Origin of the sequence: Acinetobacter sp. BWR-L5 (genome assembly GCF_039655985.1) — a bacterium.
Classification (GTDB): Bacteria; Pseudomonadota; Gammaproteobacteria; order Pseudomonadales; family Moraxellaceae; genus Acinetobacter; species Acinetobacter johnsonii.
This window is the reverse complement of sequence record NZ_JAGFEV010000014.1, coordinates 1-19,954: the sequence shown is the minus strand read 5'-3', so window position 1 is coordinate 19,954 and position 19,954 is coordinate 1. Positions and strand designations below refer to the sequence as shown.

The window sequence follows — 19,954 nt, the reverse complement described above, 5'->3', positions numbered from 1 at the left end:
GGCTAAGGCAAGTTTGGTCACTATGAGGGCTTATTTGGTGAATCCGTTACTCATTTTTTTCTCGTTTATAATTGGCGGGCTTGTAATATTAGTGTTCTGGAAAATATTATTAAAAGATATTTACTATAAGATCTGTAGGTCTATAAGAGGCAAAGAGACAGAGGCTGAAATTGTTTATTACTTAGATTCTCTTATTAAAGTTCAATATCAACCGCTATTTTTTATGCAGTTGCGTCTCAACATCGATGGAAATGAAATTCTCACTGATAAATTTAAAGTGATCATGAGAAAAAGTGATACTGCAAAATATGCCGTTGGAAAAAGCGTAACAATCAAATACGACCCTAAAAATATTGAAAATGTCATAATACTAAATGTAATTGAAGATCTATAAATAACTCATGTCTAAAACTTTAGTGACTATTCATCGTTTAAAATTTCAAGTTATCAAGCCGTGCTGATTAGTTAAATAAAGCTTTATGCAAGCTATTGCATAAAGCTCCATTATTGTTGATTATAAGTGATTGAATATTATATAGAATTTATGAGTCAATAGATTGAACTTTATCTGGTAAGGCTCGCCAAACAAAGATAGAGAGAATTAAAAAAATCACACCTGAAATAGTGAGCACTTTACTATGTGAATGAATAAAAGCGTCTGAAGCTGCTTGTTTAAGCTCTTGCATCAACGCTGGGTCCAAATGTCGAAGCAGTGAGATCGCTTCACCTATTGAAGAGCTTGCTTCAGTAAGCATATTTGCAGGTAGCATCTCTGGTAAAACAATGGCTTGGGCATAGAATAATGAAAGTAACAATCCAAAAATAGCAACTCCCAAACCAGCCCCGAGCTCATAAGCCATACCCTCAATTGCTCCAGCTGCGGTTGCTTTTTCAGGGGAAACGGCAGACATAATGGCTGCTGTAGAAGACAATAATGCAATTTCAACACTGATACCCATCAACACCATCCATACCCAAGCTTGAATATAATGTGTACCAAAATCGGTCATGGCTAAACCAAAGAAACATACAGCACACATCAACATGCCCACTGTCGCTACAGGACGTAAACCGTAATGGTTCATCAGAACACTGGTGAAAGGCCCGCCAATACTGATAGCAATCATAAACGGTAAAATAAAGAGACCCGCTTCAAGCGGTGTATAGCCATACACAAACTGTAATTCTTGAGAAAGCAATAATTCAAAACCTACCAGTGCAATCATGGCAACCATTGCCATCACAATACTGGTTGAGATGACGGGATTCTTAAATAAGCTAAAGTCAATCATCGGTTGAACTGCACGGAGTTGATGCCGAACGAAGCCTACCAATAAGCATAATCCAACAGCAAAAACCAACACTATCCAAAAACTAAAAGCGTAGATCGAGGTTTTAATCGAATAGATCAGCATTAAAATTGCGATCACTAAGATCAGTGCTTGTAACAGGTTCAAAGGCTGTTTGGTTTGCACTGTTTGTTTAGGGACCAGCCATATAGTCAAAATGAGTACAAGAATAATAATGGGAACATTAATGAGGAATACCGCACCCCATGAAAAGTGTTCCAATATAAAGCCACCTAAAAGCGGACCAAAAGCAGCACCACCGCCGCCAACGGTTCCCCAAACTCCTAAAGCATAATTTCGCTGTTTTTCATCTAAGAAGGTGTTTCGAACACCAGCCAAAGTTGCCGGTAAAATCATGGCTGCCCCGACACCTAAAAAGGCTCTGGCTGCAATCAACATATAAGCTGAATTTGCAAATGCGGCCATCAATGAAGCCACACCAAAAATACTTGCGCCAATTAACATCAGGCGCTTAAAGCCAATACGATCTCCCAACGCGCCCATTGGCAGAATTAGCCCAGCCATAATCAGCGAATAAATATCGATGACCCATAACATTTCATTGGCTGACAAAGAGAGTGTTGAACTCAATGTCGGGATCGCAACATGGAGTACTGTTGCATCAATTGAAACAGGTAAATAAATGAGTACGATGATTGCCAAAATCACCCATTTGCGGGACATAAAACACCTAATTAAAGTTGGACGCTTGTTCAAGTTTGCTTATTATATCCACACTTGAACAAGTGTCCAACTTTGTTTAATATCTGTTTTGTAAACTCTGTTGAATACTAATGCAATGAACTATTTAAACCGTGAACAGCGTCGTACGATGATTTTAGATGCAGCAAAACGCGTAGCACTACTAGAAGGGCTTAATGGTTTAACTGTGCGTAGGATTGCCGCTGAAGCCCAAGTTTCGACTGGACAAGTGCATCATCATTTTGAATCAAGCTCGCACTTAAAAGCTGAAGTATTTATTGAGTTGATGAATCAACTCGATCAAGTAGAAGATCAAATCACAACCAATAGTAGTCTTGAACGCCTATTTTTATTGCTCGGCATTGAAAATATTGAACAAACACAACCTTATTTACGTTTATGGAATGAGGCTGAGATTTTAATTGAACAGGATCAGGAAATTAAAAAAGCTTATAACGTAACAATGGAACAATGGCATAACTCTTTAGTGGCTACCATTGAGCAGGGGATTACTCAGCAAGAATTTAAAGTTTCTACAGCAAGTTCTAGTCAAGACATTGCATGGCGGCTGATTGCTTTTGTTTGTGGTTTAGAAGGGATCTATCAACTCGGTTTAAAGGGCTTAGATCAGCATTCCTTTAAGCACCATGTTGAAATGGTACTAAAAATGGAACTGTTTCAATACCAGTAAGTTCCAGCTCGATGTTTCATTGTTTAAGACATTCGGTCTTCGTACCCCATGAGCTTTTGTCTAATCAATATTAGTACAGCACGTGGGAGAATCTGTACCTCGTGCTTTGTCGAGAGAGTCATACCTGCTAAATCATCTAATTCTTATCTCTATTTTTAGTATCGAGCTCTAAGATAGTTTGAAAATAAAAAGTCACGGGACGTTCAGTGGTGACTTACTGTTGCTCAAATTCGGTGAACTGCTGGATACTTTAAAGTGCAGCATGAATTAATAAATTTTTTCTACAAAGCATTCATTTCAAATGTAACCATATAAGTATTTAAATAAGCGATTTTTATAGTAAAAGTAATTGATTTTAAATAATTTATATGTAACAGACTTTAAGCAGTTTGGATCGCCTAGCTATATAGCGATGTCGTAAAATGCTAAGTGAATGTCGCCTTATGTAAAGTGTTGCTCTATTGAGTATTGTAGTTTTGATGTGTGATTAATCACTGAATAAAAATATAGCATGGATAGAAAAATGACGTCGAATAAAGCAATACGATTCTATGGATCGGGTGTTCCTGAAGTAATGCGTTACGAAGATATCGAAGTAGGAAAGCCAGCCGCAGGGCAAGTTCTTCTTCGCCATGTGGCAGTAGGGCTAAATTATGCTGACACTTATTTCCGTGACGGTACATACCAAATTCCACTGCCAAATGGCATGGGTGTAGAGGCTTCTGGTGTGATTGAGGTCGTAGGTGAGGGGGTTACCGACTTTCAAGTGGGCGACCGTGTCACTTATACCGGCTTTTTAAATACCTTGGGTGCTTACAGCACATCACGATTAATTGACGCAAATGTTCTGATCAAACTTCCTGAAGGTATCTCATGTGAAACTGCGGCTGCCATGACCATGCGCGGTTTGACGTCTGCCTATCTCATGCGTCGTATTTATGATTTTAAAAAAGGTGACACGATCTTATTACATGCTGCGGCAGGTGGTGTGGGCTTAATCGTTTCACAGTGGGCGAAGTTGCTGGGTTTAACCGTGATTGGTACAACGTCATCTGACGAAAAAGCGGCGATTGCAAAAGCTTATGGTTGTGACCATGTCATTAACTATAGCCATGAAAATGTAGCAGAGCGTGTGCGCGAGTTAACCCATGGCATCGGTGTCAATGTGGTCTTTGATAGTGTGGGCAAAGACACTTTTATGTCGTCATTAGATTCGTTAAAGCGTCGCGGTTTAATGGTATGTGTGGGCACAGCATCAGGGCCGATTCCAGATTTCAATCCAGTGGTTCTTGCAATGAAAGGCTCGCTTTATATCACGCGCCCTGCACTGGCAGATTACATTGCTGACCCTGCTGAAAAGCAAGCTTTGGCCAATGAGCTGTTTGACCATGTCGCAAGTGGCCGAATCAAAATTGAAATTAATCAGCGTTATGAACTTAAAGATGCCGTACAAGCACACCGTGATTTAGAGGCACGTAAAACAACGGGTTCATCTATTTTCGTTATTTAAGTTTGTTATTAGAAAGGATTTCTTATGCAAATTGAACAATTAAGCTGCAATATTGGCGCAGAGCTAAGCGGTATAAATTTGGCAGATGCGATTCACGATCAAGATTTATTTAGTGAAATTCGCTCGAACCTTCTTAAGCATCGAGTGTTGTTTTTTCGAGATCAAGATTTAACTCGTGCTGAACATGTGGCATTTGCAGAGCGTTTTGGGCAATTGGAAGATCATCCAGCTGTCGGTAGTCATCCCGATCATCCGGGCTTAGTACAAATTTATAAAAGCCCAGATAGTCCGATCGATCGTTATGAAAATGCGTGGCATAGCGATGCCAGCTGGCGTGAAATCCCCCCAATGGGTTGCGTATTACGTTGTGTCGAAGCGCCACAGGTCGGTGGAGACACCATGTGGACCAATATGATTTTGGCTTATGAAAACTTACCTGAAGAGATCAAAGCTAAAATTGATGGTTTGCGTGCACGTCATAGTATCGAAGCGAGCTTTGGTGCAGCAATGCCAATTGAAAAGCGTTTAGCATTGAAAGCGCAGTTCCCAGATGCCGAACATCCTGTGGTACGTACTCATCCAGAAACAGGCGAAAAAATCCTGTATGTGAATGCATTTACTACTCACTTTACCAACTACCACACCAAAGAGCGCGTTCGTTTTGGGCAAGATGCCAATCCAGGCGCAGCTGATTTACTACGCTATCTCATTTCACAAGCTTCTATTCCAGAGTATCAAGTTCGTTGGCGCTGGAAGCCTAACAGCATTGCCATTTGGGATAACCGTAGTACGCAGCATTATGCCGTGATGGACTATCCTGCATGCCACCGCAAAATGGAACGCGCAGGCATTATTGGCGACCAGACGTATTAAGTTTTAAAAGTAAAACATTTAACGAAATTCACAATTTGAACAATATAAAGGAAGATGCACATGCAATTCTTTGACGATTCTTTGCACCCAGAAAACATGGATAAAGTGGTTATTACGGTTGCGCCTTATGGCCCAGAGTGGATGCCAGAAGATTTTCCAGAAGACATTCCTGTCACGATGGACGAGCAAATTCAAAAAGCAGTGGAGTGCTATGAGGCGGGTGCAACTGTACTGCATTTGCATGTACGTGAACTGGATGGCAAAGGCTCAAAGCGTTTGTCTAAGTTCAATGAGCTAATTGCAGGGGTGCGTGAAGCTGTACCTGACATGATTATTCAGGTTGGTGGTTCAATTTCATTTGCACCTGAAAGCGAAGGTGAAGCTGCGCTTTGGCTCAGTGATGATACTCGGCATATGTTGGCGGAACTGACCCCAAAACCTGATCAGGTGACGGTTGCAGTCAACACCACGCAAATGAATATTATGGAGCTGCTGTATCCAGAGTATTTAAAAGGCACATCACTTGAGCATCCTGCTATTCAAGAAGCTTATGCAGAAATGACAGTACCCGCAGGACCAGCATGGTTGACGGAACACTTAAAGCGTCTCACTCAAAATGGTATTCAGCCACATTTTCAGCTAACCGGTATGCACGGCTTAGAAACCTTAGAACGTATGGTGCGTAAAGGCTTATACATGGGGCCGTTGAACCTGACATGGATTGGTATTGGTGGTGGTTTTGATGGTCCAAATCCATTTAACTTCTTTAACTTTATTCACCGTGTTCCAGACGGCTGCACTTTAACCTCAGAATCATTACTGAAAAATGTACTGCCGTTCAACACCATGTCTATGGCGATGGGCTTGCATGCACGTGTGGGGAATGAAGATACGATTATTGATCACCGCGGTCAGCGTTTTGGTTCAGTGCAGCAAATTGAACAAACTGTTCGTATTGCCCATGAGCTTGGTCGTGAAGTGGCGACTGGCAAAGAAGCGCGTGAGATCTACCGTATTGGTGTGCAGTACAACAGTATTGAAGAAACCTTGCTGGCCAATGGTATGGCACCGAACCGTAAAGCGGGTCAAAAAGGTGTTCCGCAACGTATTCATGATGTGACATCTGAGCAAAACTCATATGAAATGAATCGTAAAGTCGGTTAATTAAGTTACGATTAAAACAAGTAAATGAACATAAGCCGAGTCAAATGGAATGTTGACTCGGACTTGGTCACAAAGATGATTGTGCTGCGGATCAAGTGCAATTTTTATGAAGAATGAGAATTAGAACATATAAAAAACACAAGGAGGTCGTATGGGCGCGCATCAATATGCCAGTTCTACAGATGGTTTGGATACATCGATTGACGTACCACGTAAGTATGCGTGGTTGGTTTTTGCTTTAACTTTTGGTTTGCTCATCTCTGACTACATGTCACGCCAAGTGCTCAATGCGGTCTTTCCTTTGATCAAAAGTGAGTGGACGCTGAGCGATAGCCAGCTGGGTTTACTCAGTGGCATTGTGGCTTTAATGGTGGGCTTATTGACGTTGCCTTTATCCATTTTGGCAGATCGATTTGGCAAGGTGAAAAGCTTAACACTCATGGCCGTGCTTTGGAGTTTGGCCACTTTAGGTTGCTCTGTCGCGGAAAACTATGAACACATGTTTATCGCTCGTTTTATGGTCGGCGTGGGTGAAGCAGCGTATGGCAGTGTTGGTATTGCTGTCGTGGTTGCGGTTTTCCCTCGCGATATGCGTGCCACTTTAGCCAGTGCTTTTATGGCGGGTGGCGTGTTCGGCTCATTTCTAGGCATGGCGCTAGGTGGTGTGATGGCTGAGCATTTTGGTTGGCGCTGGGCATTTGCAGGCATGGCTGTATTTGGGCTGATTCTGGCCTTTTTATATCCAGTCATTGTGAAAGAAACAAAAATTGGCAAGACTTGCCGTCAACTTCGCGCAGAACAAAAACACGATAAATCGACCAACCCATTACGTTCTATTTATTCAAGCCGCTCAGTCATTGCAACTTATATTGGCAGTGGTTTGCAGTTGTTTGTGGGTGGTACGGTGATCGTTTGGTTCCCGAGTTATCTCAACCGTTACTACGGTATGAGCACCGATAAAGCTGGGTTAATTGCAGCCATTATCGTACTCAGTAGCGCAGTGGGCACCATTCTTTGCGGCATGTTATGTGACCGCTTAGGCCGAGATCGTCCCGTTCGCAAAGTAACGTTAGCCATAGCTTTTTGTTTGATTGGCTGTGTGTTGTTATCCATTGCATTTGCAATGCCTGCGGGTAATGCACAGTTACTGATGATCTGCCTTGGGATGTTCATTGCATTGGGTACCAATGGTCCATCGAGCGCCATGGTCGCAAACCTCACACATAACTCGGTTCATAGTACCGCTTTTGCGACATTAACCTTAGCCAACAATTTCCTAGGTCTAGCTTTGGGGCCTTTAGTGGTCGGCAAAGTTTCAGACCTGATTGGACTACATAGTGCGTTTCAACTCATGCCGCTGATGAGCATTGCAGCTGCTACTGTATTTTTCTACGCAAAACAACATTATGTACGCGATGTTGCCCGTTTTAATGCGCAGGCAATACCGCTGAATATTCAACACAACCCAGCATTAGATACGGATGATAAGTGATGACTCGTGAAATCAATATTGAAGTTTTTTTTGATTTTATTTGCCCGTGGTGCATGATCGGGAAACGTCAGTTACAGGTCGCAATAGAAAAATTACGATATAGCCATCCCGACGTCATTGTGAAACTTCAGTGGAGGGGTGTGCAGCTTTTGCCACATATTCCTGTGGATGGCATTCCTTTTAATGCATTTTACTTACAGAGACTGGGCAGTATGACTGCTGTCCGCATGCGCCAAGCACAAGTTCGTGAGGCGGCTAAAGCGGTTTCAATTGATCTCGACTTTGACCGTATTCCACGTATGCCAAATACAGCCAAAGCACATAGTTTTTATGCAAACGCAAACAAAATATGTGATGCAGCCCAGAGTGATCGACTCCTCGAAGGGCTGTATTCAGCCTATTTTCACCATTCAGAAAATATTAGTGACACTGAGGTGTTACGTAAAATTGCCACGTATTGTGGTTTTTCTGACGAGCTGATTGATGCACTTTTACAGAAACCGCATATGCCATTTTTTAATGGTGATACGGGAGGGAAAGGCGTGCCGTATTTTGTTTTTGATCGTAGCTTTGCCATGGTCGGTGCCCGTCCTGCGGATGAACTTTATCAAGCCATGCTCGATGCTCTGGTCGAACGGAGAGAAATAGCATGACTACACATTTTGAAGTCCCTCAAACCAAAGTCCCTGCTTTAGGTGAGCGCTGCTTCTTGCAAGTTGGTGATAAGACATTGGCTTTGTTTAACGTTGCGCATCAGCTATATGCCATTGATGATAGTTGCCCGCACCAAGGTGCGTCCTTATGTGGCGGCAAGTTAGAAGGAAAAGTCATTCAATGTTGTGCACACGGTTTGCGTTTTGACTTGGCCAGTGGCTACCTACTCAACTCCACGAAACTCCGTGTAGCATCTTATCCTGTACAGAAGGTTGGTGATCAGGTGTTGATCATGCTAGATAGCGGAGAACAGTATGAATAGTTCAAGCGAATTTAGCCTCAGCTATGCAGACAATATTCGTCAAAAAGTCCAAACTTTGCTACCTGGTTTTAGCATCAGCTTGGTGGCAGCCGCAGCAGCAAGTTTTTTATCGGAACACTATGGTGCTCCTGTCATGCTGTTTGCCTTATTACTGGGTATGGGGCTGAGTTTTTTGTCGGTTGAAGGCCGTTGTAAAGCAGGCATTGAATTCACTGCACGAACGGTAATGCGCATTGGTATTGCACTGCTCGGAATGCGGATTACTTTAGCGCAAATCACCGCATTGGGTTGGCAGCCTATTGCACTCGTGATCACCTTAATTATTGTCACGATTTCAGTTTCAATTATCGTTGCAAAGTTAATAGGCTTTCAAAAACTATTTGGTATGCTGACAGGCGGTGCAACGGCTATCTGTGGTGCTTCAGCTGCGCTGGCTTTATCGGTTGCTTTACCGAACCATCCACAAAAAGAAAAGGCGACATTATTTACGGTGATTGGCGTTTCGGCGCTGTCGACCATAGCCATGATTGTGTATCCGATGATTGCAGAATGGTTGGCCTTATCGCCGACTGAAGCAGGGGTATTCTTGGGCGCAACCATTCATGATGTTGCTCAGGTGGTCGGTGCGGGCTATAGCATGTCGACTGAAACTGGTGATACCGCAACGGTGGTCAAACTCATGCGCGTGGCGATGTTATTGCCTGTGATTATTTGCGCAGCCATGATTACACGTATGCAAGGCGTAGAGTCCACAGGGCCGCGTCCGCCATTATTACCATGGTTTGCTGTTGGTTTTTTAATTTTGGCCTGTGTAAACAGCACCGGCTGGGTGCCTGTGGTGGTTCAAGGTGGTATGAATGAGCTATCGCGTTGGTGTTTGATTATTTCCATCAGTGCATTGGGTATGAAAACACAGTTTAAAGAACTCGCGACAGTGGGTATCAAACCGATCTTATTGATGGTGGGAGAGAGTATTTTCCTTGTGGTCTTGGTACTTTTACTGATGCATTGGATGTTCTAATGACTTTACAACATTGAGCTACTCAGTAACTTATTTGCCAGTCAGTGATTGAAGCGCACTGACTGGCAAAATGCTATGTATTACACGGACTTTTAAATAATTAAAGATGATTCATTCAAAAAGGATGAATCAGCTTTATTTTCAAGTGGATCTCTTTCACGCGCTTATTAATGCGTAGAGCTTTTATGGTCATTTCTCCAAGCCAGGGGTGAAACGCCAAACTGACCAATAAACCAACGGGTGAAAGAGCTTGGCATGGAATAGCCCAAAATGTCTGAGACTTGTCCCAAAGAATAGTTCATATTTTGCAGATAGCGGAAAACTAAAGCCCGGCGCACATCGTTGGTTAAAATACTAAAACTGGTTTGAGACGCCTCTAATCTGCGCTGTAAGGTCCGGACATTGATCCCATGTAAATGTGCCACTTGATCTATCGTGGCACGTCCCATAGGTAAAAGGAGATAAATACTTTTTCGAATATCGAAAATAATGGAGGATTCATTTTCATTTTGCAGCAGATCAATATCAAGATAGCGCTTCGCATGATCAGCCATGGCGGTATTGGCTTGTGGGTTGGCTTTATCGAGCTCTGCTACCGTACAAACAATGCCATTAAACTCGCTACCAAACTCTAAAGCACAACCAAAAACCCGTTGGTGAATAGCCAAGTTTTGTGGTGCGTTATGAGTGAAATGTACGCCCAGAGGACGCCATTTTTGCGAAAGTAACATGGCACAAAAACGATGGGTGACACCCAAAGCCAATTCAATGGCTTGGCGGCTGTATTCGGTCGATGCGCCAACCACCTCCAAATGAATAATCACCGTATTTCCAGCTTCTTCAATATACATCTCGAGCGCATTATTGATGAAGTTTCTATACATAACAATGGTTTGTAGCGCATCTCGCAAAGTGTGCTGATAACTTAATAATAGACTCAATTCACCAAAGTCGGCAATTTGACGCTGTTCCGCCATAAGCAGCCCAAATACTTCGCAGCCGCTCATTTCAGCAGATTGTTCTAACAGCGCAATGGCTTTGTCGACAGGGATACGTTGTTTCGGGTCATTGAGCTGTGCAGGATTAAGCCCTGCATTAGAAAGCAAATAATAAGGATTGAAGTTGAACTGTTGGCTAACATTCAAATAATTTTTGAGTACAGCCGTATGGGCAAGTGGAATCACTTTAAGCTCCCTATTTTTACTTCAGTCGTCCTGACTGAACTTATTTTTAAGCAATATCCAGTACTATAAAAGTATCAGTTTCTGTACTTAAGTTGTGCGGATTTTTGATTAAAATAGGCTTTATTTTATCAAGAAACTGTTCAGATTTAAAAATGACTAATTCCTATACCGAATAAGAATTAGCCTTTAAATAAAATGCGATAGCTAGAGTCTCAAACGAGAGCATTTTCAGAGATTGATTTGGGTGGGCAAAATGACCTGCCTGAGATGATCAAAATCTGAATGCGATGTTTCATTTGAGAGGTTCAGTATTTTCTACCACTTAGAAGCGATAGCCAACCCCGACATAAGTCACTAATGGGTCAAGATCAATCTTGGTGGTGGACTTAATTAATTGTCGACCTGTAGAGGTGTCGGTGACAGTCACAGTTGCGACATTATTAAAGTTAGGCATATAGCTGAGTGAACCTGTACTAAACCAACGGTCGGTAAAGTCATAGGTAAAGCCTGCGGTCAGTACAGGTGCGAAGGCATCACTGGTTTTGACTTTCACCTCAGGAGTAGCCGTAGAGCTACCTTTGCCGCCATGTAGTGCTTCACCTGCGCGGTCATTCAAAATATTATCAATCATGTAGCCCGCTTGGATCAGATCTTCTTCGACACCACCGTTGAGCTTTAATTTATTGAAATGTCCATACACCACACCCGCGCCTACAAATGGGCGGAACTTATTTTTACCCGAAGTGCCGAAGTGGTATTTTGCTGTGACTGCTGGTGTCCACGCAGTCACTTCAGCAACCGTGCCATGCGCACCAAGGTCTGTAATTAAAGTGTCTTTGAGCAGTTCTAAACCATCAAAATAGGTAGGTGGCGAGAACGGAGGCAGGTGAGATGAATTCGAGGTAGACAAAGCGGTTGCTCGAATTTCACCTACGCCTTTTACATCGACTTTAGGAGGAATTCCGCCCACCAGTTCTAAAGAGACATTGTCATTGACAAAATAACTCAAGGTCAGACCCAGTGTGTCGGTATCATCGATTTCCATACCACCATCAGCAGTATAGTCCGAAATGCCCGTGATATCGGCTCTAGCACCTTTCATAAAACCGTCAGGCACTTTATAGTTTGGATCTTTTTGACTATTTCTGACAAAAGATTTAAACATCAATCTGCCCAAGGAGTCATCCAGCGTGTCGCCATTTAATGCATATTTGCCCAGATCCGCACCATATAAAGACCCGACACCATAACTGCCACCTTCTTTAACAGCCGTTGTGACATGGGTGGAGTTCGCCTTCCCCTGAGGCATGACATGCATCCAGCCTGCACTAACTGCCCAACGTTTAAAGTTTGTAGAATCCGCATAAGCAAAATTTACTGACAATAGGCATGCAAAAGGCACGACTATTTTACAGATTTGACTCATTTTAATTTCCTTTTCATTTGCTATTTTTTTTATGGTTTCAGCGGATCCTTACTGAAACGCAAGCGTATTATTGAGGCAGTTATTTTTTTAAGCAATCGGCAAAATTTGAAGAAAAACATGAAATGTGTTGCATAAATTAAACTAAAATTTTTACTTATATTATTAAAATCAAATATTTAAAATATTCATGAGGTGTATTCTAAAATGTTATAGATTTGATGATTTGTCATCAAATGAAAAGCAAATGTCGCCCTATGTATATCGAATTGGCGACCATCCCTCTATGTTGGATACAACAATGCATCGCATTGATTAAAAAGCATCAGGCTTAAATAGGTGTATCCATGGAAAAAATATTTACACAGACAACAGTCCTCATTATTCCGGGTTTGCGTGATCATGTTGCTGCACATTGGCAAACATTGCTTGAGGCGAAACTTGTAAAAGTTCGCGCCGTCCCGCCAGCAGAAACGGATAAATTGAATTGTGCAAACCGCGTTGCTCGCATTGAAGCCGAGCTGAAAAAAATTGAAGGGCCGGTTATTTTGGTGGCGCATAGCGCAGGTGTGTTGATGACTGTGCATTGGGCTGCGTTGCATCAGCATGATATCCAAGGGGCGTTGCTGGTTACACCGCCCGACTTGGCAGAAAGCTGGCCTGAGCATTATCCAAGTCCTGAGGTTCTTAAAACTGAAGGATGGAGTCCATTACCGACTCAAAAACTGCCATTTCCAAGCATTGTGGTGGCGAGTACCAATGACCATTTAGCGCAGTATCAAGCCGTTGCAGCAATGGCAGAAACATGGGGCAGTCAGTTGGTCAATGCAGGTGCTGTAGGGCATTTGAACCCAGCAGCAGGTTTTGGCGATTGGCCGCAGGCGGAACAATTGATCTTGCAGTTGGATGCTTTGTCCATAGAGCAAGTTTCTTAGTCAAGGCACAGATTTTACCTTTGAATTTCAATCTCGAAAAATCAATCCATGCAAATGACCAAAAGACAAATTTGCATGACCAAAAGACAAATTTGAACATTTTAAAACAGTTAATTTAAATCCCGAGCCAAAGGATGGCTTTACAGAATAAATAGAGATATGGAGAGAAGATGTTGAATTTAGTGAAACGTTATTTGTGGCATATCTAGGTGTAATCGCCAGTAATTTTTAGCGTTTGTATGGAAATAAAACACAGTATTTAAAAATAAATCATATCGATATGGAGATGATATGGTCGGTCAAATTGTGTCTTTAAACAGACAAAATAATCATATTTCATTGATGAAAAAAACGGTTCTTTGTTTAAGCCTTGCTTTAGTGATCTCGGAAGTTTCAGCAGCGAGTTTTGATCTCAATGAGGAATGGAAGCTTGAAACCAAAACCGTTCTTAGCTTTGGGACAAACTGGAGTACCCAAGAGGCGTCTAGTTCATTGGTCTATAAACCTGATGCAAATCATATTGGAAAAGAAGGCCATAGCATTGATATCAATGGTGATGACGGTCGCGTGAACTTTAATGAAGGCGATGTGATTTCACAAGTGGTGAAAGGTTTTAGCGAGCTGAATTTAAAAGGAAAGCAGCAGGGTGCAGTGGTCAGTGCGAAATATTGGTATGACCATGCTTATGAAACAGGTGAAGGCGATTTAAAAGCCTTTGATGATTCAGCGTGGCCTCGACTGGCGAAATTTAAGGGCATCGACTTGTGGGATGCCTATGTTTGGAAAAATTTTGCTTTAGATAATGGGCAAAGTGCCAATATTAAACTGGGCAAACATACCTTGCAGTGGGGTAAATCACAATTCTTCCAAAATGGACTCAATAGTGTCAGCGCTTTTGATTATGCTGCAATGAATCGTCCCGGTGGTGATGCACGAGAGCGTGTGATTCCAACTGAAATGTTTTCCTTTGAAGCAGGAATCAATGAACATTTGAAATTTGAAGGTTTCTATCAGTTTAAGTTTAGACCGTCTGTGGTGGATGGCTGTGGGACATTCTTTGCCATTTCAGACTTTGTGCCAGAAAACTGCGGGCCGATCGTTATTACTGTGATGCCGGGCGATAAACTTACCGACACGGCTTTAGATGCCAAATCTTATATTCCGCGTAGTGAAAGTCGTTATGCCAAAGACAGCGGACAGTATGGTTTTTCCTTAAAGCAAACGTTGCCCAAGTTGAACAATGCTGAGCTCGGGCTGTATTTTGCAAATTATCACAATCGAACTGCGAATTTTGACGGGACAGCCGTAACTGCGGCAGGACCTGCAAACTTTAGTACTGCACAGTTTTTCTCGATCTATCCTGAAGACATCAAAATGTATGGACTTAGCTTGGCAGGCAAAGTAGGTACGACCTCTGTGTTTAGTGAGTTAACCCATAAACCCAACCAGCCTTTGCAGTTTAATGGGACAGATATTGTCTATGCACAAGTCTTAGACAAAAATACGCCACTAACAGATGCAGGAACATCGGCAGAGTTTGGGCAATATTTACAAGGTTATGCCCGTGCACCCGTGACCCAGTTTTCATTCGGTGCAGGGAATAGCCTAGCAAATGTCCTTGGAGCCAATACCTTTACTTGGGCTGCCGAATTGGCGGTGAATCATATCGGTGAGATTGGCAACAACCGTTTTGGTCGTGTCGGTGCTTTTGGACGTAGTGAGTTATCATCAGGTGCTTATGATCCAGAAACCAAAGCAAACCAATGTACGCCTTATGGAACGGCACATCTGTCCAATGATGAAATTGACCGTTTAAATGAACGCTTCTGTAATACCGAAGGCTTTTTTACAGAATGGTCATACGGATACCGTTTACGCGGTGCTTTAGTCTATAAAGATTTGCTGCCTGCAACTGTGATTACCCCGAGTGTTTTATTCCGCCATGATGTCGATGGCTTTAGCCAAAACTTTCAGGAAGGTCAAATGAGTGTTGCCGCAGCAGTATCTGCAACATACCGCCAACGATATACCGCAGAAATGGCTTATACCAGTTTCTTTGGTTCAAATGACTTCAGTACCATCGATGACCGAGATTTTGCCTCGCTCGCTTTCAAAGTTAATTTTTAAAAAGAGCTAGGATATTTGTCTGCAAGTGAAGATTCGGCTCATCTGAATCATGGTTTAAACAGACCATGATTCGTTGCATTTGAACTGGACTGAAGTGCAATCCAAATTTTGAAAGCATATTCGAAGTATTAAATATTCAAAATGAATAGGCATATCAGGCAGTCATGTGCTGAATATATCGACATATATAGAGGGAACTATGCACAGTATCGATTTAACACGACAACCACAGTCCAATCCCATTGGTATTTTGAACCTGATTGCCAACTATTTAGAAGAACATAGTTTTGATGCACGTACTGTATTTGAACATTTTGGGATTCAGCGCGAAGACTTAAAAAACAATTTATTGCCGATTTCTCTGCAAACACAGGGCAGTATTTTTCAAGCCGTTGAAGCACTAACAGGCTGTGATCATTTGGGTTTAGTCATTGGGAAAAAAGCACAATTTTCAAATATTGGGCCATTACGTTTTCTGGTGCTGAATGCCGCGACCATGCGGGATGCCATGCAGAGCCTCTTTCAGTACGGCAGTATGTGGTACAGAGGGCAAAAATTAGATTTGAAAGAAGATGATGGCTATGCACGGATTTGCATGCATATCGATGGTGACATTCCCGGAAAAGAACAATATCAAACTGCTTATTTGGTTGCGATGGTGTCTATTATCGAGCTGATTTTGGGGAAATCTTGGCGTCCAGCATTAGTGCGCATCTCTTACCCAAAGCCGAAGTGTGCGCATCTGTACGAAAAAGCATTTGGTTGTCCTGTGTGGTTTAGTCAGTCACAGCACGAAATTTTATTTCCGCAGGAACAACTGGATCAAAAAAGAGCAGGGCATGACAGTCAGTTAGATCAATTTTTGCGTCAGCATCTGTCTGAACTGCAAAGCCACGATCGTGTCGACATGATTGGTCAGATTTGTAAAATTATTGAGGAATTATTGCCGCACCGAAGTTGTAATGTCGAACGTGTGGCTGAATATTTTTCGATTCACCGTTTTACGCTGTACCGTTACTTAAATAAACATCAGACCAGTTTTGAAGCCTTGCTTGAAGCGACACGCAAGAAAATTGCAGCGGAGTTACTTAAAAATAAAAAACTCATGATTATAGAAGTAGCCAATCAAGTAGGTTATGACGACCAAGCCAATTTCACTCGTGCATTTAAGCGTTGGTATGGCATCACGCCAGGGCGTTGGAGACGTATGAATCTGCATGCTTAAAGTGTGCAGATAAAACTCCGTCTGTATATCTCAAACCATGTCTTTGTCATTTGATCAGTGCTTAAAATTATTCAATCTGTCCACATTTGCATTATCTCCTTAAATTCCTCATAGGACGTCTTTTTGGAATTCATTAGAGTGTAGCTCTATTCCAACTTGACCTTACGCAACGTGTTTTTTATTCAATTATTAAAAAATTATATGAAATCAGGTGCATGTCTCTCAGATTTGTTTTGAGTTAATTATCACTTTTTATAATATTGAATATTTGTATAAATAATGATTTAAAACAATAAATTAGAAGATTTAAGTTTTTTGTGCATAAGTGACTAAATGACTAAATAACGCAACCAAATGACAAAATGAAGATGGAAAAAGACAGTATTTTAAAAAAACAAATGACCAAGACCGATCATATGCGGATCTTAAACAATAAGTCTAAAAAAGATTTTTAAAAAGGAAGTTTCTGATGATTGGAAATATGATGTTTCAACCTTTGTTGATTAGCAGCCTGATTGAACATGCTGCTCGTTATCATGCAGATACAGCCATTATCTCCAAAAATACTGATGGGTCGATGCTGCATACAGACTGGGGACAAATTGCTAAAAACTCAAAGCGCTTTGCCAATGTATTGCAGACATTTGGTTTTGCTGTCAGTGACCGTGTAGCCACCATTGCATGGAATAATCATCGTCACTTAGAAACGTGGTATGGCATATCAGGCAGTGGGCTGGTTTGCCATACCATTAACCCACGTCTTTTTCCTGAGCAGCTTAGTTATATTATCAATGATGCAAATGATAAGGCTTTGATTTTTGATAAAACGTTTCTAAATCTAGTGTTGTCTATTAAACCATCCATTCCCTATGTAGAGCATTTTATCTGCCTCGATGCTTATGATGAAGACATTCAAAAAGCCTTACCTGAAGTGCTGTTTTATGATGAGTTAATCGCACAACAAAGTGAACATTTTGAGTGGCCTGAACTGGATGAAACTAAAGCCAGTTCACTGTGTTATACCTCGGGTACGACCGGGAATCCTAAAGGTGTTTTATACAGTCATCGTTCTACTATTTTGCATAGTTACGCAACCTGTTTACCCGATTCATTTAATTTTTCAGCACAAGATTGCATTTTGCCTGTTGTTCCTATGTTCCATGTCAACGCATGGGGTACGCCTTATGCCGCGGCCATGGTCGGTTGCAGTATGGTGCTACCGGGGCCGATGTTAGATGGAGCAAGTTTGGTTCAGTTGATTGATCAATACAAAGTGACGACGGCTTTAGGTGTACCGACCATTTGGCAAGGACTGCTTACAGCAGCGAAGCAATCTGGCAGCAAACTCGACAGCTTAAAACGCAACGTGGTCGGCGGGGCAGCTTGCCCACCGTCAATGCTGAAAACATTTAAAGATGATTTTCAGTGTGAAACTATACATGCATGGGGTATGACGGAAACCAGCCCTTTGGGTGTTGTGAATCAACTCAAGGCCAAACATTTGCAGTTGGATGACTCGTCCCAATCGAGCTTGCGTTATGCACAAGGTCGCCCACCGTTTGGGGTCAGCATTCGAATTTGTGATGCTGAAAAGGGTAGTACCGAATTGGCTACGGATGGACAAACTACCGGACATTTGCAAATTAAAGGGCACTGGATCGTAGAGTCTTATTTCGATCAATTTAGCAATGCACTCACCGCAGATGGCTGGTTCGATACGGGTGATATGGCAACTATTAACCAAGATGGCTATATGGTCATCAGTGACCGTTCTAAAGATTTGATCAAATCAGGCGGAGAGTGGATTTCCTCAGTCGAGCTGGAAAATATTGCCATCGCACATCCTGAAATTGATATGGTGGCGGTGATTGCCGCGACCCATCCAAAATGGGATGAACGGCCTATTCTGATTGCTAAAAAGGCCGCAGTCAGTCAGGTATCAGAAGCTGAACTTCTGGATTATTACACGGGCAAAATTGCAAAATGGCAAATCCCCGATCGCGTAGTTTTTGTGGATAGTATTCCCGTTGGCGGCACAGGCAAAGTCCTGAAAAAAGATTTACGAGCGACCTATGGCTCAATTTTACTCGCAGTGGAATAAACAACACTTCACATTCATTCATAACGCTTCAAGGAAAGGACGATGACAGAACAAAAATCTGCAGGCTTAAGATTTAGACAAGCACTAGAAGTGGAAAAACCCTTACAAATTATCGGTACAGTCAATGCTTATGCAGCAATGATGGCGAAACAGGTGGGCTACAAGGCCATCTACCTTTCGGGTGCTGGTGTAGCCAACTACTCTTATGGATTGCCTGACTTAGGCATGACCAGTCTGGATAATGTTTTGGAAGATGTACGCCGCATTACCGAACGTGTAGACACCCCGTTACTGGTCGATATCGACACCGGTTGGGGTGGGGCATTTAACATTGCCCGCACTGTGAAACAAATGATTGCCGCAGGGGCAGCCGCAGTTCACATCGAAGACCAAGTGGCCCAAAAACGTTGTGGCCACCGTCCAAACAAAGAAATCGTCACCCAACAAGAAATGGTTGACCGCGTAAAAGCTGCAGTCGATGCTAAAACCGATGCAAACTTTGTGGTGATGGCACGTACCGATGCTCTACAAAAAGAAGGCCTACAAGCGGTGATTGACCGTGCCTGTGCTTGTGTAGAAGCCGGTGCTGATGCGATCTTTGCTGAAGCAATGACTGACATTACCATGTACAAAACCGTCTGTGATGCAGTCGGTGTTCCAGTACTGGCCAACATCACCGAGTTTGGCGATACCCCATACTACACCAAAGAACAACTGGCAGAACAAGGCATCTCAATGGTGCTGTACCCACTGTCACCGACCCGCGCCATGCAAAAGGCAGCACTTGAAGTCATGCATGCCATCCGTAACGACGGAACCCAAGTTAATGTGCTCGACAAAATGCAACAGCGCAAAGAACTCTACGAATTTCTGGATTATCACACCTTTGAAAACACATTAGACAAGCTGTTTAAACAGGAGAATTAAAAATGGCTGAAGGAAAAGTCCTCACAGGCGCAGGATTGCGCGGACAAGTCGCAGGAAAGACAGCACTATCAACCGTAGGCAAAAGCGGAGCAGGTCTCACCTATCGCGGTTATGATGTTCAAGACTTAGCAGAAAACTGCCAGTTTGAAGAAGTCGCTTACCTGATCTTCTTTGGTGAACTACCCACAGCAGCACAGCTCACAGCTTACAAGGCTAAACTTAAATCACTGCGTCAACTACCACAAGCACTCAAA

Annotated in this window: 18 protein-coding genes; 15 read left to right on the top strand and 3 right to left on the bottom strand. The window is 42.5% G+C overall.

The window, feature by feature from the left end:
- Positions 1 to 37 precede the first annotated feature (37 nt).
- Positions 38 to 394 carry a hypothetical protein gene (locus JZ787_RS17080; protein WP_346312942.1) on the top strand — a complete coding sequence of 119 codons (357 nt, stop codon included), beginning with the start codon at positions 38 to 40 and terminating at the stop codon, positions 392 to 394.
- 148 nt (positions 395 to 542) lie between these two features.
- Here the strand turns inward: JZ787_RS17080 and JZ787_RS17075 are convergent, their stop codons facing one another.
- Entirely contained in the window at positions 543 to 2,033 is a 1,491-nt protein-coding gene (locus JZ787_RS17075) for a SmvA family efflux MFS transporter (RefSeq protein ID WP_346312941.1), read from the bottom strand.
- A gap of 115 nt (positions 2,034 to 2,148) precedes the next feature.
- On the opposite strand from JZ787_RS17075, the gene JZ787_RS17070 reads away from it, so the two are divergent.
- From JZ787_RS17070 to JZ787_RS17035, 8 genes are all read left to right on the top strand, one after another.
- The gene (locus tag JZ787_RS17070) at positions 2,149 to 2,742 is read left to right on the top strand and encodes a TetR family transcriptional regulator (protein ID WP_346312940.1); all 594 of its coding nucleotides are present in this window, start codon (positions 2,149 to 2,151) and stop codon (positions 2,740 to 2,742) included.
- A gap of 523 nt (positions 2,743 to 3,265) precedes the next feature.
- Positions 3,266 to 4,252: a quinone oxidoreductase gene (locus JZ787_RS17065; RefSeq protein WP_346312939.1), complete on the top strand. Its 987-nt coding sequence runs from the start codon at positions 3,266 to 3,268 to the stop codon at positions 4,250 to 4,252.
- A 24-nt stretch (positions 4,253 to 4,276) separates the two neighbouring features.
- Positions 4,277 to 5,125 carry a TauD/TfdA family dioxygenase gene (locus JZ787_RS17060; protein ID WP_087014966.1) on the top strand — a complete coding sequence of 283 codons (849 nt, stop codon included), beginning with the start codon at positions 4,277 to 4,279 and terminating at the stop codon, positions 5,123 to 5,125.
- 60 nt (positions 5,126 to 5,185) lie between these two features.
- Positions 5,186 to 6,289: a 3-keto-5-aminohexanoate cleavage protein gene (locus JZ787_RS17055; protein WP_346312938.1), complete on the top strand. Its 1,104-nt coding sequence runs from the start codon at positions 5,186 to 5,188 to the stop codon at positions 6,287 to 6,289.
- A gap of 151 nt (positions 6,290 to 6,440) precedes the next feature.
- Positions 6,441 to 7,781, top strand: coding sequence for an MFS transporter (locus JZ787_RS17050; protein ID WP_346312937.1), 1,341 nt, complete (start codon positions 6,441 to 6,443; stop codon positions 7,779 to 7,781).
- Positions 7,778 to 8,434: a DsbA family oxidoreductase gene (locus tag JZ787_RS17045; protein WP_346312936.1), complete on the top strand. Its 657-nt coding sequence runs from the start codon at positions 7,778 to 7,780 to the stop codon at positions 8,432 to 8,434. The genes JZ787_RS17050 and JZ787_RS17045 overlap by 4 nt, the downstream gene beginning before the upstream one ends.
- Entirely contained in the window at positions 8,431 to 8,757 is a 327-nt protein-coding gene (locus JZ787_RS17040; RefSeq protein WP_087014957.1) for a Rieske 2Fe-2S domain-containing protein, read from the top strand. Before JZ787_RS17045 ends, JZ787_RS17040 begins: the two co-directional genes overlap by 4 nt.
- Positions 8,750 to 9,778 carry a putative sulfate exporter family transporter gene (locus JZ787_RS17035; protein WP_346312935.1) on the top strand — a complete coding sequence of 343 codons (1,029 nt, stop codon included), beginning with the start codon at positions 8,750 to 8,752 and terminating at the stop codon, positions 9,776 to 9,778. The genes JZ787_RS17040 and JZ787_RS17035 overlap by 8 nt, the downstream gene beginning before the upstream one ends.
- Positions 9,779 to 9,945: 167 nt before the next feature.
- On the opposite strand, the gene JZ787_RS17030 is transcribed toward JZ787_RS17035, so the two are convergent.
- Both JZ787_RS17030 and JZ787_RS17025 read right to left on the bottom strand, forming a co-directional pair.
- A complete protein-coding gene (locus JZ787_RS17030; protein WP_346312934.1) occupies positions 9,946 to 10,962 on the bottom strand; it encodes an AraC family transcriptional regulator in 1,017 nt (338 codons plus the stop codon).
- Positions 10,963 to 11,284: 322 nt separating this feature from the next.
- The gene (locus tag JZ787_RS17025) at positions 11,285 to 12,388 is read right to left on the bottom strand and encodes an OmpW family outer membrane protein (protein WP_339401550.1); all 1,104 of its coding nucleotides are present in this window, start codon (positions 12,386 to 12,388) and stop codon (positions 11,285 to 11,287) included.
- A 344-nt stretch (positions 12,389 to 12,732) separates the two neighbouring features.
- On the opposite strand from JZ787_RS17025, the gene JZ787_RS17020 reads away from it, so the two are divergent.
- From JZ787_RS17020 to JZ787_RS16995, 6 genes are all read left to right on the top strand, one after another.
- Complete coding sequence (locus JZ787_RS17020; protein ID WP_346312933.1) at positions 12,733 to 13,320, top strand: alpha/beta hydrolase; 588 nt, start codon at positions 12,733 to 12,735, stop codon at positions 13,318 to 13,320.
- Positions 13,321 to 13,611: 291 nt separating this feature from the next.
- The gene (locus JZ787_RS17015; protein WP_346312932.1) at positions 13,612 to 15,447 is read left to right on the top strand and encodes a DUF1302 domain-containing protein; all 1,836 of its coding nucleotides are present in this window, start codon (positions 13,612 to 13,614) and stop codon (positions 15,445 to 15,447) included.
- Between the two features lie 199 nt (positions 15,448 to 15,646).
- Positions 15,647 to 16,672 (top strand): AraC family transcriptional regulator, encoded by a 1,026-nt coding sequence (locus JZ787_RS17010; RefSeq protein WP_346312931.1) that lies wholly within the window; start codon positions 15,647 to 15,649, stop codon positions 16,670 to 16,672.
- Between the two features lie 469 nt (positions 16,673 to 17,141).
- A complete protein-coding gene (locus JZ787_RS17005) occupies positions 17,142 to 18,773 on the top strand; it encodes a long-chain-fatty-acid--CoA ligase (protein WP_346312930.1) in 1,632 nt (543 codons plus the stop codon).
- A gap of 42 nt (positions 18,774 to 18,815) precedes the next feature.
- Positions 18,816 to 19,700, top strand: a complete 885-nt coding sequence (gene prpB, locus JZ787_RS17000; protein WP_062033198.1) for a methylisocitrate lyase — start codon at positions 18,816 to 18,818, stop codon at positions 19,698 to 19,700.
- Between the two features lie 2 nt (positions 19,701 to 19,702).
- Positions 19,703 to 19,954 (top strand): citrate/2-methylcitrate synthase (locus JZ787_RS16995; RefSeq protein ID WP_346312217.1); only part of this gene is annotated, 252 nt, incomplete at its 3' end.

Coding starts and splice junctions, on each gene's coding strand:
- JZ787_RS17065 (WP_346312939.1), top strand. CDS start 3,266: ATGACGTCGAATAAAGCAATACGATTCTATGGATCGGGTGTTCCTGAA.
- prpB (WP_062033198.1), top strand. CDS start 18,816: ATGACAGAACAAAAATCTGCAGGCTTAAGATTTAGACAAGCACTAGAA.
- JZ787_RS17075 (WP_346312941.1), bottom strand. CDS start 2,033: ATGTCCCGCAAATGGGTGATTTTGGCAATCATCGTACTCATTTATTTA.
- JZ787_RS17035 (WP_346312935.1), top strand. CDS start 8,750: ATGAATAGTTCAAGCGAATTTAGCCTCAGCTATGCAGACAATATTCGT.
- JZ787_RS17060 (WP_087014966.1), top strand. CDS start 4,277: ATGCAAATTGAACAATTAAGCTGCAATATTGGCGCAGAGCTAAGCGGT.
- JZ787_RS17040 (WP_087014957.1), top strand. CDS start 8,431: ATGACTACACATTTTGAAGTCCCTCAAACCAAAGTCCCTGCTTTAGGT.
- JZ787_RS17070 (WP_346312940.1), top strand. CDS start 2,149: ATGAACTATTTAAACCGTGAACAGCGTCGTACGATGATTTTAGATGCA.
- JZ787_RS17005 (WP_346312930.1), top strand. CDS start 17,142: ATGATTGGAAATATGATGTTTCAACCTTTGTTGATTAGCAGCCTGATT.
- JZ787_RS17015 (WP_346312932.1), top strand. CDS start 13,612: ATGGTCGGTCAAATTGTGTCTTTAAACAGACAAAATAATCATATTTCA.
- JZ787_RS17050 (WP_346312937.1), top strand. CDS start 6,441: ATGGGCGCGCATCAATATGCCAGTTCTACAGATGGTTTGGATACATCG.
- JZ787_RS17010 (WP_346312931.1), top strand. CDS start 15,647: ATGCACAGTATCGATTTAACACGACAACCACAGTCCAATCCCATTGGT.
- JZ787_RS17025 (WP_339401550.1), bottom strand. CDS start 12,388: ATGAGTCAAATCTGTAAAATAGTCGTGCCTTTTGCATGCCTATTGTCA.
- JZ787_RS17055 (WP_346312938.1), top strand. CDS start 5,186: ATGCAATTCTTTGACGATTCTTTGCACCCAGAAAACATGGATAAAGTG.
- JZ787_RS17020 (WP_346312933.1), top strand. CDS start 12,733: ATGGAAAAAATATTTACACAGACAACAGTCCTCATTATTCCGGGTTTG.